The sequence below is a fragment of the Streptomyces sp. NPDC020996 genome (genome assembly GCF_040641355.1).
Lineage (GTDB): Bacteria > Actinomycetota > Actinomycetes > Streptomycetales > Streptomycetaceae > Streptomyces.
Genome location: NZ_JBFADM010000072.1, coordinates 23,554 through 39,703, shown reverse-complemented (window position 1 = coordinate 39,703; position 16,150 = coordinate 23,554). Strand labels below are relative to the sequence as shown.

General features: G+C 70.2%; 10 protein-coding genes and 1 pseudogene. 1 reads left to right on the top strand and 10 read right to left on the bottom strand.

Translation table 11 applies throughout. The annotated features are described in order from the left end of the window. Positions 1–541: 541 nt before the first annotated feature. Positions 542–914 (bottom strand): annotated as a pseudogene (locus AB0G63_RS33760) (transcriptional regulator); the annotation flags it as partial. Between the two features lie 110 nt (positions 915–1,024). Here AB0G63_RS33760 and AB0G63_RS33755 point away from each other — a divergent pair. Next, complete coding sequence (locus tag AB0G63_RS33755) at positions 1,025–1,210, top strand: hypothetical protein (protein ID WP_360758298.1); 186 nt, start codon at positions 1,025–1,027, stop codon at positions 1,208–1,210. A 118-nt stretch (positions 1,211–1,328) separates the two neighbouring features. Here the strand turns inward: AB0G63_RS33755 and AB0G63_RS33750 are convergent, their stop codons facing one another. The 9 genes from AB0G63_RS33750 to AB0G63_RS33710 all read right to left on the bottom strand — a co-directional run bounded on the left by AB0G63_RS33750 (position 1,329) and on the right by AB0G63_RS33710 (position 16,070). Further along, positions 1,329–4,106 (bottom strand): discoidin domain-containing protein, encoded by a 2,778-nt coding sequence (locus AB0G63_RS33750; protein WP_360758296.1) that lies wholly within the window; start codon positions 4,104–4,106, stop codon positions 1,329–1,331. Between the two features lie 789 nt (positions 4,107–4,895). Beyond that, entirely contained in the window at positions 4,896–5,633 is a 738-nt protein-coding gene (locus tag AB0G63_RS33745; RefSeq protein ID WP_360758294.1) for a response regulator transcription factor, read from the bottom strand. A gap of 27 nt (positions 5,634–5,660) precedes the next feature. Continuing rightward, entirely contained in the window at positions 5,661–8,000 is a 2,340-nt protein-coding gene (locus tag AB0G63_RS33740) for a glycosyltransferase family 39 protein (protein WP_360758292.1), read from the bottom strand. Positions 8,001–8,036: 36 nt separating this feature from the next. Further along, positions 8,037–9,305, bottom strand: a complete 1,269-nt coding sequence (locus tag AB0G63_RS33735; RefSeq protein ID WP_360758290.1) for a bifunctional glycosyltransferase family 2/GtrA family protein — start codon at positions 9,303–9,305, stop codon at positions 8,037–8,039. A 741-nt stretch (positions 9,306–10,046) separates the two neighbouring features. Continuing rightward, on the bottom strand, positions 10,047–11,588 hold the full coding sequence (locus tag AB0G63_RS33730; RefSeq protein WP_360758288.1) for a HAMP domain-containing sensor histidine kinase: 1,542 nt from the start codon (positions 11,586–11,588) through the stop codon (positions 10,047–10,049). Further along, positions 11,585–12,331 (bottom strand): response regulator transcription factor, encoded by a 747-nt coding sequence (locus AB0G63_RS33725; protein ID WP_360758286.1) that lies wholly within the window; start codon positions 12,329–12,331, stop codon positions 11,585–11,587. Before AB0G63_RS33725 ends, AB0G63_RS33730 begins: the two co-directional genes overlap by 4 nt. A 405-nt stretch (positions 12,332–12,736) precedes the next feature. Beyond that, on the bottom strand, positions 12,737–14,536 hold the full coding sequence (locus AB0G63_RS33720) for a CotH kinase family protein (RefSeq protein WP_360758284.1): 1,800 nt from the start codon (positions 14,534–14,536) through the stop codon (positions 12,737–12,739). Further along, positions 14,536–15,213, bottom strand: coding sequence for a DUF4956 domain-containing protein (locus AB0G63_RS33715; protein ID WP_360758282.1), 678 nt, complete (start codon positions 15,211–15,213; stop codon positions 14,536–14,538). Before AB0G63_RS33715 ends, AB0G63_RS33720 begins: the two co-directional genes overlap by 1 nt. After that, positions 15,210–16,070 carry a polyphosphate polymerase domain-containing protein gene (locus AB0G63_RS33710; protein ID WP_360758301.1) on the bottom strand — a complete coding sequence of 287 codons (861 nt, stop codon included), beginning with the start codon at positions 16,068–16,070 and terminating at the stop codon, positions 15,210–15,212. Before AB0G63_RS33710 ends, AB0G63_RS33715 begins: the two co-directional genes overlap by 4 nt. Positions 16,071–16,150: the final 80 nt, after the last annotated feature.

Below are 16,150 nucleotides of genomic sequence, written 5' to 3'. Positions count from 1 at the left end.
ACCACCTCGGCCGACTCGGCACCGACAGCATCGCCCTGTGCTTCGGATCAAGCAGCTTCTTCGGAGGACCCTCCTTCGACACAGAATTCGTCGCGCAAGCCGAATCACACTCCCACCACACGCCGCCGATGCCCTGTACCGGCGGCTGTATCGCTCACTGGATTCCCTGCCGGAGCAGACGGTCCTGCGCACCTACTGCACCCGCTACGCCGCACCCGACGGGTTCGACCTGCCCGCCCTCATCCCGCAGGTCTACCTGCACTACGGCCCCTACACCCGCAAGAACGGCGGACACGGCGGTGCTCTGCACCGCGAGCGCATGGACTTCCTGCTGCTGGCCCCCGACCGCTCCCGCATCGTGATCGAGGTCGACGGCGCCCACCATTACGGCACGCGGAACCCCACCGGCGCGGACGGCCGCACCACGTACACCGCCTCGCCCAGGCTGTACTCGGAGATGGTCGCCGAGGACCGCCGTCTGCGGCTGGCGGGCTATGTCGGCCTGCCGCAGGGCGCCGGTCTCCTCATCGCGCACGGCGTAGGTCGGCGGGTGCAGCGCTTTCATCAGCTCCAGGCCGGTGACGGCGGTGGAGCCGCGCGGCGTCATCACCCGGGACGCGTACACGCCCAGGACGCGAGCGAGCTCGGCCGACGGGAGCTGCGCGGCGTGGCCCCAGTGCCGGGTGTCCAGCGCGTTCCACGACGGGATGCACAGCTGCACGCACTGGCGGTCCGAGCCCTTGGCCGGGCGGTAGATCCGCGCCCACGGCCCGAACCCGCGTTTGGTCAGCTTCCCAGTCGGCGCGGGTCAGCTGCTTGATGACCTTGTGGCCCTCCGGGATCCGCCCGGCGTGCTTCTCCTCCTCCGTGAGCGCGACGGGCAGGCCGTAGCGCTCCAAGGCGGCCTCCGTCAGGCCGTGCGCCTGGCGCAGCCGTTTTCGCTCCGCCGCCGGCGGCAACCGAGCGCGGGAAGGGGAGGGTGCCGCCGCGGGTGTAGCGCACGCCCGACGGCCAGCTTTGCGGGATGTTCCCCTTGGTGGTGATCGGCATGGAGGCCGCGCCGGTCGTGCCGGTGGTGGCGAAGTCGGTGAAGTGGTACTGGAAGATGGATGATCGTGCGGCTGCTGGCCGGGATGGTGCCGACGACGCGGACGTTGAACATGCTCTCGCCGACCGGGCGGCTGTCCCGAGGAGGGCTCCCTGCCCATGAGGGTGTCATCAGGCCTTTGCCTCTGCGGCCTCACAGGCGATAGCGAGTGAGGCCGGAACAAGGCGCACTTCGCGCCATGCCTCGCAGCGGTCTCGGACGGGCCGCAGCTCCTCGTCGGCTACGGCTCGGTCCGAGGGTCGCGTATCTCCATCTCCGCCAGCTGCAGACGGTGGTACAGGGCCGATGCCTCGTCCCGGGCCGGTGGACCGAGGCGTGTCACCTCCAGCCGGACGTACCGGGCACGGACGCGGTCGAAGGTATAGGAGCGCTTGGCCCCTGCGGGGTTGGGTTCTCCCGTGACGGTCCGTGCGACGGTGGTGGACGTGGATCCTGACGGTCTGGTCCGGAGGGTGAAGTCCACCGGGTATCCCGGGGTGAGTCCGTCGGCCGTGGTGGTGTCGGTGCGGGGGTACAGCACGACCTCGCCCAGGTCCCGGTCCGCGCCGAGGTCGATCTCCACCCAGACCGGGGCGGCGGAGACGTCGGGTGAGGTGTGCTCGCGGCTCGTGTAGCCGCGGTCGCCACTGGTGCTCCTGGTAGAGCCGTTGGTGAGGCGGAAGGCGGACCACTCGCCGGTTTCGAGGGAGTCGTTGCTGATGACCGGACGGTCCAGTGCGAGGTTGCCGCCGCCTTCGGGGACCGGGTCCAGGCCTGCGCCGGTGCAGGTGAACTGCCAGCTGCCCGGCCGGTCGGTCTCGAAGTAGACGTAATCGGCATCGTGGCCGGTGCAGCGCAGACCGGGAACGCCGGCACGCACCTTTCCGCCGCTGAAGACGGTGCGTCCGCGGACGGTGACGGCCGGGTCGGCGCCGCCGAACACCGGCACCCCGATCCTGGCGGTCGCCGCCTTCAGCGTGAGGACGGACAGCTCCACCCGGTCCTCTTCGCGACGCAGATCCACGGTGACACGGCCGCGCACCGTGGGCACCACTGCGGAGATCCGGGTCAGGGCGCCGGGCTGGGGCAGGACCTCATAGGTGTCGTAGCCGGGCGCTGTGGGACGCACTCCGGCGGCGTAGGCCGACAGCGCGTACAGCGGTCCGCCGTTCCATGCGTGGTTGTCCGTTCCCCCGCCACCCTTGGTCCACAGCTCCCACAGCGTGTAACCGGGGTCGGCCACCTGCTGGGCGTACCTCCTGCGCATGCGGGTCTCGGCGACTCGCGGCCGCCGCATCAGGTAGAGGGCTTCAAGGACGTAGAACTCCAGGTAGGGACTGGCGTTGGTGTGGTTGCGCAGCACTTCGACGATGGCGTCGTGGCGTGCCGAGGGGGCAAGCCCGGCCACCACCGCGAGAGCATTGCCGCGATCGTCGGTGTCGCCCCGGTAGCCCGGCGAGCGGTACGCCCGGGAGTTCTCGTTCCACAGCACCCGGTCGAAGTTCCGCTCGACGCTGGTCCGCAGGGCCTGCCAGGTGGGGATGTCGGCGGTGTTCCCGGACAGCTCCGCGAGGGTCACGGCACTGCCGAGCGCCAGGTGGAACCAGGCGTTGTCCAGGAGCCTGCTGTCGATGTTGGTTCCCCAGTCCTCCCAGTCCCAGCCGCCGGGGCGGTGTGCCACCAGCCCGTCGGAGTCCATGGACCAGAGGTTGAGGTACTTCTTGATCTGGGGGTAGACCGAGGCGACGGTCCTCTCGTCACCGGTGTAGAGGTGGAAGGTCTCGAAGCCCCAGATGGAGGCGAGCATCTGGGTGGACAGTTCCTGGTTCCAGTTGCCGGCCGGCACCGGCGAGTACAGGACGCCGTCCGGTTTCTGCCAGGCGGCCAGTTCCCGAATGGCTTTGCGGCCCAGCGCGTGGCTGCGGCTGTCGAACGTGTAGAAGCCCTCTTTGAGCTGGTTGACGACGTCTCCCCACCACTGCGCGCGTTCGCGCGTGGGGCAGTCGAAGTAGGTGTCCCTCATGTTGAGGTACATGGTGCGCGCCGCCTTGCCCCACAGCGTGTCGAAGAAGGCGTCGTCGCTGCTGAAGGAGCCGGCGAAGTCGGTGTCGTAGCCGCTCTCGCGGTACCTGAGGTCCAGCACCTTCACGTCCGCCGGGACGGTGTAGTGGACGCTTGTCCCGCTCATCCACCCCAGAGATTCGAACTCCTGGATTCCGCCCGTAGTGATGTAGGTGGAGCGGACGTTGTCCGCGCCGCCGTCCCTGTAGTGGTCCGTCTGGATCCCGATCACCGCGCCCGCCGGTGCATCGACCTTGAGGTAGGGCGTGACCTGGAGGTTGGAGGGTAGTGCCGCCACGATCGGAGTGGTTCCGCTTCCCTGCGTGGGGAGATCGGACTGGTTCGCGTACGCGTGCAGGCCGCCGTGCCGGAAGAACGGGATCGGGCGGGGCACCAGAGCGTTCCACGGAGCGCCGCCGGCCGGTCCCAGGTCGGTCGCCGCGCTCCATGCGGCGTCGTCGTAGCCGGCTTCTGTCCAGCCGTCCAGGGCGGCGGCCTTACGGGCGTCGTAGTACACATTCGACTCGGGGAGCCGGTAGTTGGGCTGGCCTCCGCTGGAGCTCGCTCCGTATCCCGGGTGGACGGCCGCCTTCCATCCCGTGCCGCTCGTCACGAGCACGTCATCGCCCTGGGTGGCGACGGCGGATTCGAAGAGAACGCCGGCCCGGCCGCTGTCCTTGTGGGAGAAGCCCTCTTTTCCGAAATACCAGAGCTGGATGGCGAGTTGATTGGTGCCCGCGCGCAGGTGAGGGGCCAGGTCGATCTCGTCGCAGTAGGTGTCGTCCGGGTTGGGGCCGCGCTTCAGGCCGCCTTCGAACACGACCAGGGTTCCGTTGACCCACAGCCAGTACTTGGTGTCGGCGGCTATGCGCGTGCGCGCGGAGGCAGGGGCGCCGCTCAGGACGACCGACCGGCGGTAGACCGTCCACTGGTTGGCGACGCTCGATTCCGTGCCCATCCAGCGGGTGCGGGGATCGAACGGGTCACCGCCGGGGGCGGGGCCTGCAGCGGCGGCCCGAGCGGGAGCCGCAAGCGCCGCGGGGACCGCTAAAGCGGCCGTTCCCGCCAGGGCGAGTTGGAGAACCGTGCGACGGGAGTACGCGGAGTCAGTGACCGGAGATGGCTTGAAGGGGTGCGGGTTCACAAGCGCGGCCTTCCATGAACGAGTTGCGTTGAATCGTTAAAAGCCGTGAGGTGTAGAGAAAGTTAGAGTCGGCCACACCGCGCGGGCAACCCTCTGGCACCGACTTTGACGGGGAGTGAACGGCGGGAAGGCGACGAAGGCCCGGCAGAGCGCCCCGCGCCGAGGAGTCACACCCCCGTCGGAATTGAACGATTCAATTCCGACGCCTCATGTGGAGCACCCCTTCCGGCCTCAAGAACGATCTTCCGGCGGGGACAGGTGCGGCAGCACGACGCGGAAGGCACATGCCGCGCCGGGCACGTTGCCGAGTCCGAGGCGACCGCCGTGTCCCTCGTCCGTCGTCGCCGCGACGACCAGGCCCCTCCCGCTCCCGTCGCGTCCACGGGAGCGGGAGGGATCGGCTCGGTCGAAACGCTCGAAGACGTGTGCGGCGTCGACGGCGGCCGGTCCCGGGCGCTCTGCCCCCGCGGCGGCGGGCACCGCCCGGGCGGTGCCGACCGGGCTCCCGCGTCAGGACCGGGGGCCTGATATGGGCGGCCAGGACCGTCACCCCCCAGTGCCAGACTTCCGCGCCGGGGACCTGGGCAGTGTGGACAGCCTCCCTCACTGCTCGGCCGCCCCGTGTTCCCGTGGCAGGCGCAGACAGTAGCCCACACCTCGCACGGTGTGCAGGAGCGGAGGATCGAACCGGTCGATCTTCCTGCGCAGGTACTTGACGTACGTCTCGACGATCCGGGAGTCTCCGGGGAAGCCGTAGCCCCAGACCTGGTGCAGGATCTGGGGCTTGCTCAGCACCTGCCCGGCGTTCTCGAGGAAGTACACGAGCAGCTTGAACTCGGTCGGGGACAGCGGAACGTACTGCCCTGCCCGATGCACCTCATGAGCCCTGTCGTCCAGTTCCAGATCGGCGTAGCGCAGCACCCCTTCCGTGAAGGGAGGTTCTCCGTCACGGACCGTGCGGCGCAGGATGGCCCTGATACGCAGGAGCAGTTCCTCGATGCTGAACGGCTTGGCGAGGTAGTCGTCACCGCCGGCGCTCAGGCCGGCGATGCGGTCGTCGACGCCGGTGCGGGCGGTCAGGAACAGCACGGGCACGTCGTTGCCCGCAGCCCGCAGCCGGCGTGTCACCTCGAAGCCGTCCAGATCGGGGAGCATCACGTCGAGCAGCAGCAGGTGCGGTTCCGTCCGCTCGACCTCCAGGAGGGCCGACTGCCCGCTTCGGGCGCTGCCGACCTCGTAGCCGGTCATGCGGAGGGTGGACTCCAGCAGCGTGCGGATGGAGGGTTCGTCCTCCACCACGAGGAGGCGGTGCCGGGGTGCACCGGCCGACTGCTCGATCATGATGGTGTGCGGTCCGTTCTGTCGTAGTCACTTCGCGGCGCAGTCGTACAGGACGGTGCCTCCTGCCATTCCCATCGGCGCGCCGGCGCCCCGCTGCGACGAGGTGCCGGAGCTCCCGCCGTAGGCGGAGGCGGGTACCTTCGCGCAGTTCTTCGAGATCCAGTCGGAGCGCTGCACGACCGGGCTGTCCTTCGACATGCCGGGCATCGCCATGCCCGCTCCCGCCGAGCCGCTGGAGTTGTCAGAGCCGAGGACGTAGCGCAGTTCCCCGCTCTTGGTCCACTTCCTCAGCTGCGCGACCGAGGGAGCGTTGTCGGTGTTCGTGAAGCCGCCCATGCCGATCACCGTCTCGTCACTGCCCAGGATGAACGCGGCGGACGACATAGCGCCGCCCTCGACGGCCAGCTTGATCCGTGCCCGGGGAGCGTGCTCGACCGTGTAGGCGAGGATCTTCCGCTGGTTGCTCGTCAGGTTCGCGGCGCCCGTCGGGATGCCCGATCCCATGCCACCGGATCCTCCGCCGAACGACGGCATAGGCATGTCACCGCTTCGCGACCCCTCACCGGGGATCGTGTGTGTGCCCTGCCGGTTGGGCATCTGCTGCCCGCCGCCGGGAATTCCGGAGGGCATCCCCGACGGCATGCCTCCCCCGGGCTGCCCTCCCGTGCCGGACCCGCCGGGGAAGCCGGGCATCCCCGACGGCATGGTCGTGGGCATCCCGGAAGGCATCCCCGACGGCATGTCGGTGGGCATCCCCGACGGCATGGTCGACGCGCCCGCGTCGCCCCTGCCTCGCTGCGCCGCGCCGCCACCGAACATGGCGCCGCCGGGCATGCCTCCCCGGCCGAAGGGCATGGTGCTCGGTCCGGCGACCGGGTTCGCGCCCGTGGTCGAGGAAGCGGAGACCGTCACGGCCCAGGCCCCCGGGGCCAGCAGCAGCGCCACCACGGCGGTGACCCCTGCGGTCATCAGCAGCCGCGCACGGCTCCGGGACAGCCCGAGCAGGACGACGGCGCCGGCACCGGCCAGCAGGACCGGCCACATGAGCCAGCCGTGCCAGTCCGGGTTCCGCCGGATGATCGCCACGGCCCAGACGGTGGTCACCGCGACCACGGTCGCCGCGACGGGGGCGACCCAGGCGTTCCCCGCTCGGTGCAGACGGACCAGGGCGGCCAGCAGTCCGCCGAGGAGCCCGGCGATCGCGGGGGCGAGCTGGGTCGTGTAGTAGGGGTGGAAGATGCCTTCCTGGGACGAGAAGACCGCGGCGCACACCACCAGCCAGGTGCCCCACAGCACCCAGCCGGACGAGGGCAGCACGGCGTCGCCCGGCAGCCGGCCGCGCCGCCGGAGCACCGCGCAGGCGACCGCCACGGCGATGGCCGCGGCGCAACCGGGGAGCAGCCAGCTGATCTGCCCGGCGACCTGCTCGCCGAAGAGCCTTCCGGCACCGGGGGAGCCTCCGAAGCCGGCGCCGCCGCCCATCGGGAGTCCGCGGCCGCCCATACCGTCCTGGCCGAGCACCCGGCCCAGCCCGTTGTAGCCGACCACGAGGTCCCACGCCGAGCCGTCCTTGCTGCCGCCGACATACGGGTGATCCCCCGGCCACAGGGCCACCATGGCGACCCACCACAGCGACGAGGCGAAGAGCACCGCAGCGGCTGCCAGCAGCCGCCACAGCCGCGCCGCCCACGGGCCGGCCGCGCCGGGCAGCCAGGCCGCCGCGAACGCCGGAACGACCATCCACGCGGCGAGCATCTTGGTGAGGAAGCCGCAGCCGATCAGGAAGCCGCTCGCGCACAGCCACCAGGTCGCCGGCCGGCCTTCCGACTGGAGCGCACGGGTCAGCGCGTACGCCGCCGTCACCAGGGACAGGACGAGCAGCGTGTCCGGGTTGTTGTCCCGGTTGATGGCGACCGTGATCGGCGTCAGCGTCAGGATCAGGGCGGCGAGGAGCGCCGCGTCCTCACCCGCCCAGCGCCGTACGGTGCGGTGCAGGACGAACACGGCGGCCACACCCTCGACCACTTGCGGCAGCAGCAGCGCCCAGCCGTGCATCCCGAAGATCTCGCTGCTGATCACCTGCGGCCACAGGGCGGCCGGCGGTTTGTCGACCGTGATCACCCCGGCGGGGTCGTAGGCGCCGAACAGGAAGTTGGTCCCGTTCCTGCCCATCGACTTCACGGCGGCGGAGTAGTAGGTGTTGCCCCAGCCGAGGGAACCCAGGGACCAGGCGTACAGGGCCGTCGCGAGCAGGAGGATCGCACCGAGTGCCGCGGGGGCCGCCCAGGCGGGCCAGGAGCGCGGCGTAGAGTCCGCCGGGCGGCCGGGCACTGTGGTGCCGGACAGCGTCGGATCGGAGTGTTCCATGGGGGGTTCGCTCTCTTCAGGAGATGGGGCGAGGGGTCAGGGGGTACGGCGGCGGAAGACGGCCTGGCGCAACACGGCGAACCGCACGACGGTGACGGCGACCGACGCCGCGGCCAGGACGGCGGTCTCCGCGGCCGGAGTGGCACTCGGGTCGGCGTGCCTGAACCACAGCACCGCGCCGGAGGTGACCAGGTAGCCGAGCAGGAAGAGGGCTCCGGCGCCGACGTGCGCCCGGCCCGGACGTGCGGCCGTGTGCCGGAAGGTGAGGCGCCGGTTGGCCTCCGTGTTGACTACGGTGAGCACCAGGAGCGACGCCAGGTTGGCGGCGGCGGGCGACCACCAGCCACGCATGACCCAGTACAGCAGTGCCTGACCCAGGGTCGAGGCCACACCGATCACCGCGAAGCAGCCGACCTCCCAGGACAGCACCCCGCGCCGCGGAGCGGGTGCCAGGACCGCGTCGGGATGCTCGGCCGCCGGCGCGGGGCGGCGCGGCACATCCACCCGGGCCTCGCCCGATGCCTTCGCCCGCGCCATCCGCCACAACCCGCGCAGATCGTCGACTGCGGTGCCCATCACGTCGACACGGGTGTCGACGTCCTCCACCCAGTCCACAGGCACCTCGTGGATGCGCAGCCCGTTGTGCTCGGCGAGCAGCAGCAGTTCGGTGTCGAAGAACCACGCCTCGTCACGGGTCACCGACAGCAGGGGGCGCAGCGCCTCGGTACGGGCCGCCTTGAAGCCGCACTGGGCGTCGGTGAACCGCACGCCGTGCGTGAGGCGGATGATCCCGTTGTAGCAGCGGGATATGAACTCCCGGCGCGGGCCCCGTACGGTGCGTGCGCCCGGCGCCAGCCGACTGCCGATCGCGAGGTCGGAGTGGCCGCTGGCCAGCGGCGCGATGAGCGGCAGCAGCCCGCCCAAGCCGGTGGACAGGTCCACGTCCATGTAGGCCACGACGTCCGCGTCGCTCGCACCCCAGACCGTGCGCAGCGCAAGTCCGCGGCCCTTGCGGTCCAGGTGCACCACCGCTATGCCGGGCAGTTCGTCCGCCAGCCGGCGCGCGACGGCCAGCGTTCCGTCGGTGCTCGCATTGTCGGCGACGGTGATCCGCCAGGCAAAGGGAAAGTCTCTGGACAGCCGGCTGTGCAGCGTGCGCAGACAGCCGGGCAGGGCCCGCTCCTCGTTGTAGACCGGAACAACGATGTCAACCGTCGCCGTGCCGGACCGCGGCGCGGCGCACGGGACGGCCTGCTGAAAGTCGACGCCCGGGTCGGCGTCAACGGCGTGGGGGGTGCGATTCATGGCTCCCTCGGGTCGGGAAGGACACAGGCAGCGACGTGTGAGTCGTGAAGCGAACTCGCCCCCGACTGTGGCCTGCCCGACCGGGAAAGCCCGGAGAGCAAACCGAGAAATGACGGAGCGTCAGATGAGAATCGCTCACAGGAACGGCGACGGCCTTCACACTCCGCCGGACGTGCGTGGCAGTAGGAGGGGTGCAGCGCCTTGGACGGTCACCACGCCGCGATCAGCCACCGCGGCCCGTCAGATCGAGAGCAGCCGCCGCCTTCCTCGCCACGAAGAACGCGGCGGCTGCCGACGCGTACGGCGAGCCACCACGCACACTCGGCGCGGCTGGACGCGGTGCGGGGCCCTGCTCGTCTCGCCGACGTCCACCACGTCCGGCAGGGTGAGCCGCTCGGCCTCGGGCACGCGGTACCGTGCGCATGCCGGTGTGCCGGGGGCCGGCCGTTCGCCGTACTGCTCGGGGACGACCTGATCGACGCGCGCGGACCAGCTCAGCCGGATGCCCCACCATGCGCGACCGGTTCACCGGCCGTGCCGTGGCCCTCATGGAGGTCCCGCCCGGGCGGTCCACCTCGATGGCCGCGCCGCCGTCGGACCGCCCGGGGAGGACGGTGTTCGCGCGTCACCGACCTGGTGGGGAACCCGTCGCGTGAGCAGCCTCCCAACCACTACGCGGTGATCGGTATCGAGGAGTTCACCGCGGGTCTCGAGGTGGAACCAGCCTCGCGCGGGGGGCGCTCAGCCGACGTCCTCCTCGGGACGTGCCCTGGGCACCAGGAGACGGAAGACGCACCCGCGGCCGGGGCGGGTGTCCAGTTCGAGGCGGCCTCCGTGGCCCTCGGCGATCGCGGCGGCGATGGCGAGTCCCAGTCCGCTGCCGCCGTGGGCCCGGGAGCGCGCGGGGTCGACCCGGTAGAACCGTTCGAAGACGTGCTCCGCGTCGGAGGAGGTCAGGCCGGGTCCTTCGTCCGCCACCTCGATGACGCCGACGGGCAGATTCGCCGGCAGGGGCGGGGAGGCGCTGGTGCGGCCGGGGCGGTCGGTTCCACCGGTTGCGGCACCGGTCCGGGCCGCGCCCACGCGGACGTGGACCCGGGTGCCGGGCGGGGTGTGGGTGCGGGCGTTGGCCAGCAGGTTCTCGACGACCTGCCGCAGGCGGTGCGGGTCACCGACGGTTTCGACGACGTCGAGTTCGGCCGTGCCCTCCGGATCGGCGGCGGTGCGCAGCGGGCCAAGGTCCACGGGGTGGCTGGAGCTGTGCGGCGCGGCGGAACTCACCGCGTCCGCGGCGAGGGACAGCAGGTCCACCGGCGTCCTGTCATAGGTGGGTTCACGGTCCAGGGTGGCCAGAAGCTGCAGATCGGCGACGAGCAGGCTCATGCGTTCGGCGTTCTGGGCGATGAGCCGGTCGGCCTCCTGCCGTTCCTCGGCGGAACGCTGCTCGGGACGCAGTGCGAGTTGGGCGTAGCCCTGGATGGCAGTGAGGGGCGTGCGCAGTTCGTGACCGGCGTCGGCGACGAAGCGGCGCAGCCGGGCCTCCGACGCCTCCCGGTCCTGCAGTGCTGTGTGAAGGCGGTCGAGCATGGAGTTGAGAACGCGGCCGAGGCGTCCGATCTCGGTGCGCGGGTCCGTGTCGGCCAGTCGCAGATCGAGATGTCCGGCGGTGATGTCCTGGGCGGTCCGTTCCATGCGGGTGAGCGGGAGCAGTCCCAGGCGGACGACCCAGCGGCCCAGTGCGAGCAGGGCCACGACGGTGACGGTGAGCAGGACGGCGTCGAGCCAGAGGATCTTGGAGGTCGCGCCGTCGACTGTGTCGAGCGGCAGGGCTACGACCGCCGACACCTCACCCGGACCGGTCTCGAGGAGCACCCGCCAGTGGCCGTCCCCGCTGACCGCCGGCACGCTCTCGGGCTGCCCGTCGCGCAGGCCGAGGTCCTGTGCGGTGGCGGACAGCCGCGGGCCCGGCTTGTCCTCGGAGCCGAGGGTGTCGTACAGGCGGTGGCCGGCGGCGTCGTAGAAGTAGACGTGGAAGTCCGAGGGCAGCACGCTCGGGCGTTCCGACGGGTTCGGGAGTCTGCCGCCGGCTGCGTCCTGGAAGGCGACGGGTGGCAGCCGGAAGGCGGCCAGTTGCTGGTCGACGCGGTCCAGCAGCCATGAGCGCAGCACCACGAAGCCGATCAGCTGGGCGGTCACCACGGCGGCGGTGGCCAGAACGGCGACCCCGAGGACGAGGCGTCGGCGCAGTGACCTCGGGTGCGTGGGCAGAAACCCGCCGGTCACAGGTGGCTCCCTCGGCCGTCGTGGTTGCGCGGCAGGCGCAGGCTGTAGCCGACGCCGCGGACGGTGTGCAGGAGCGGCGGATCGAAGCGGTCGATCTTCCGGCGCAGGTACTTCACGTACGTCTCGACGATGCGGGCGTCGCCTGAGAAGTCGTAACTCCAGACGTGCTCGAGGATCTGGGTCTTGCTCACCACGTGTCCCGCGTTCTCCAGAAGGTAGGCGAGGAGTCTGAACTCGGTGGGGGACAGCGGGACGTAGTGTCCGCCCCGGTGGACCTCGTGGGCGCCCTTGTCGAGTTCCAGATCGGCGTAGCGCAGCACGTCCTGCGGCGCCGGCGCGTCGACAGGCGGCGCGGTGCGGCGCAGGATGGCCTCGATGCGCAGCAGTACCTCCTCGATGCTGAAGGGCTTCGTGACGTAGTCGTCCGCGCCCGCGCTCAGGCCGGTGATGCGGTCGTCGAGGCCGGTGCGGGCGGTCAGGAACAGCACCGGGGTGTCGTTCCCGCCCGCCCGCAGCCTCCGGGTGACTTCGTAGCCGTCGAGGTCGGGCAGCATCACGTCGAGCAGCAGCAGGTGCGGTGCCAGGCGCTCGACCTCCACCAGCGCCTGTTGTCCCGTCTCCGCGCTGCTCACCCGGTATCCGGTGAGCCGGAGGGTGGACTCCAGCAGCGAGCGGATGCTGGGCTCGTCCTCGACCACGAGGAGGCGGTGGCGCGGCAGCATTCCCGCGGGCTGCTGGGTCATGACGTGAAGTGATCCGTTCGGTCGGGTGTCTGCCGACGGCACGGTCCGCAGCGGGGTGTGCCACCGCCCGGATCCCGTCGCACCGTCGCCGTGCTGCGACGACGGGCCGGAGCGGCCCGGCCTGGGTCGGCGTCGGGACGCGCCGGGACGCCGACCCTGGACCGCTGCCCCCTGCCGGATCTCGGACGGCGTGCCCCCATCGCTGCACAGTCCGTCCAGCATGTCACCTCCGCCGCTGCCGACCGCACCCGGCACAGCAGTGCGGACTGGGAGTGGGGTGCGTCGAGTCGGCCTGGTGCGTCCACGGGTACGCGGTCTCCCGCGTGCGCAACGGCGAGGTGACGTGGTACGCCGCAGGCCCGGACGGCTCGCCCCTCGGGCGGAGTCCGTCCGGGCCTGCGGGAGTCAGCCGGTCACCTCCTTGTCCTTGGCGAGCGCCGCGGTGCGCTCGGTGAGCGTCTTACGCAGCTTCTCGACGGCGGAGTCCAGGGCCTTGGAATCCGTTCCGGCCGCGCGGACCTGCTCGGCGAGGCGGTCCAGGTGATCGAGCGCCGCGCCGGAGCCGTAGAACTTCTGGTACAGGTTCCTGTAAGCCTTCTTGTAGACGTCGTCGAAGGCATCCGACTTCAGGAAGCGGTCCTTGAGGGGGTGGCTCATGAAGCCGGCGCCCCCGCCTCCTGGACCGTCCTGCCCCTGCCGCGCGCCTTGCTCACCCTGGCCGCCGCCCTGCGCACCGCCAGGGAGGCCCTCGGGGATACCGCCCTCGGGCATCCCCTGCGGCATCCCGGACGGCATACCACCCTCCGGCATACCCGAAGGCATACCCGAAGGCATACCACCCTCCGGCATACCCGAAGGCATACCCGAGGGCGTGCCCTGCTGGTCCTGCCCTCGCTGGTCCTTGCCCTGGCCGTCCTGCGCCGTCCCGGCGGGGACGCCGGCTCCACCGCCCATCATGATCGAGTCGTCCGGGCCCGCCGCCGCGTCTCCGCTGAACGTGAGGTTGTAGTCCCATCCGAGCACCGAGAACTTCTTGGTGTCCAGGTCGTACCACAGCAGGTAGTTCTTGCCGGGGCCGGCCATGTCGTCGAAGTTCAGCAGCAGGTTCTGAGCGGCGAGGTACACGGCGAGGGAGTCGACGTCCACGTATTTGTCGAGATCCTCCTCGAACTCGTTGTCGGAAGCCTTGTCCAGCCACTTGATGAGCTTCATGACCGGTTCCAGGTCCTGACTGCCCACTTTGTTGACCTGCCTGAAGGACGACTCGTAGTCGGTCGGATCGTCACCCCGGTACTCGAAACTGCTGCCGGCCCGGGACTTGTACAGCACGCCGTTGCCGTCCCCGATCGCCTCTGCGTACTCGATGTCGGGGTTCTCCACCATCAACCGGGTCACGGCCGGACGGTTGTTGACCTTGACCGAGGTGAAGGCGTAGCGCTCGCTCTTCTGGCCGGTGGCCCCCATCAGCGTCAGGGACAGCGCCTCGTTCACCCCGATCTGGGCGTTGCTCCCGGGCCGCAGGGAGATCTCCCGTTCGCCCTGGTAGGCGCGGCCCTCGACGTACTCGTCGATCTTGATGAGCCAGGGAAGCTCCTCCGGTTTCTTCTCGGACAGGTCGTACTGCGTGATCCCGCCCATGCCACCGGCTCCACCGGTCGCGCCGGTCGCGCCGGGACCGCCGCCGTTGCCCTGGCCGCGGTCCCGGCCCCCGGTCCCGCTCTGCGGCGGGACCGGGGCGCCCTGCCCGGCGCCGGCGCCCTCGGGCATGGTCCGGCCGCCACCGGCCATGCCCTGGCCGTTGCCACGCAGGGACATCAGAGTGGAGTTGCCCTTCAGGCGGATCCCGACGTCCTCGAGATACACGCCGTCGATGGTGAGGTCGGCCTCGACGTACTCCTTGGTGCCTTCCTCCCGGAACTCCTTCATCATCTTGTCGAACTCGGTCTGGTCGTACTCCAGTTGAATGGAGTGGGCCACGGAGGTGTCGTACAGGCCGACCGAGCCCCGCACGTTCTCCGTGATCGCGTCGGCCTCCACACTGGAGGAGGAGGAGACGTACGGCGAGATGCGCGCGTCACCGAAGAGGTAGAGCATCACCGCCAGGCCCGCGCACAGGGACGCGGCCGGCCTCCAGTGGTGCCGCAGCCTCACGGGGACGCGGTCCCGCAGCCGTCGTCGCATGCGTGTCCTCTTGCCGCCGGACATCACAGGTCGGTCGTGTCGTAACCGGTCAGGACCGTCACCCGCTGCCCGGACGTGCGCTCCTGCAGCGCGGTCACCAGGTCGCTGGGTTCGGTTCCCTTCTTCATGCGCACGGTGTAGAACACCTCGGTCAGCGCACCGCCCCGGATCGTCTCCGTGCTCACCAGCTCGAACTCGCTGGTGTAACGGATCAGGACGTCACGGATGCCCGCCGAGTAGTCCTCTCCCGCCGGAACCTGGACCTTGACGACCTGGCGCTGCACGTTCAGGGCGAACCAGTTGAACTTGAACATCACGACGATGATCGTGCAGATCACGACGCCGCCCACCGCGGCCAGCGTGTAGAAGCGGGCTCCGCAGGCCATGCCGATCGCCATCGCCAGGAAGATGAAGCCGACGTCCCTGGTCTCCTTGACGGCGTTACGGAAACGGACCACGGACAACGCGCCGACCAGGGAGAACGCCCGGGCGAGGTTGGACCCGACGACGAGCATGATCAGTGCCACGATCATGCCGACGATGACGAGGGTCTGGACGTAGGACTGGCTGTAGGACACGTTGCGGTGCGTGTACCGGTACACGTAGCCGATCACCGTGCTCAGCACGAACGACAGCACCATGGACGCGACCACGTCCGCCACGCTGAACGTACCGCTGAGTTCCTGCAGATCGAAGTTCACTGTGCTCCTGCTTTCCAAGGCGCGTGGGGCGCCGTCCGCTGCGTCGGCAGCGGCTGAGGGACGGGGGTGGGGGAAATCGGGGTGGACGGGGCGGGCGGGTGGTCCGCCTCGTTCACGTGGAAGACGGACCGGGGCGCACGGCCGAACGCTTCGATGGACTGCACGTACTTGGAGACCCGGATGAGACTGAGGTTCCGGCGGGCCGTGAGGTCCGTGACCCAGTACGGGGTACGCTCGTTGACCTTGATCTCCATCACGGACAGGTGCGGCGGGATGGTGAACCGGTTCTCCGGGTTCGGCGTACCGAAGTGGAAGTCACGGTCCCGGCCGCGGATCCGCCGGTCGAAGGTGACCCGCAGACCGGTGTCCGCGCCACGCCCGACCAGGGCCTCGCGCTGGTAGCCGGTGATCGCGGTGGGCTGCAGGTTCAACCGGACGACGAGTTCGAGCACCTCTTGGACGAAGGCGCTCTCCTTCGCGGAGTGGTCAATCATCTGCCGGCCGTCGCACAGCTGCCGGGCGACCCCATAGGGGAGGGTGATGCGGCGCTTCTGGGTGACCCGGTTGACCCGCTGCTTGATCTCCACGCACACGGGGGAGTCGTCGGTGACGCCGTCCAGGTTCCCGTAGTGGCGGACGCGCAGCTTGCGCCGGAACTTCAGGCCCTCGATCTTCTCCCAGTAGAACCGCAGCTGTGGGGTGTCGTAGTACAGGCTCCACACCCCGTAGCCGCCGACCGGGCTGTTGAGGTCCCGGTCCATGCGCTGGGCCAGCTCGTCGCGGATCTCCGCGGCCTCCTCGACCGGCACGAGGTACTTGAGCTCGAAGCGGTTGAACGCGTGCAGGCGGCTGGCCACCTGGAGCGGTTGCTCGTCTTCACCGGCAGCGGTCTCGTCCGCCCGAGCCCTGCGTGATGCGGTCGGCCAAGGCAGTGCCA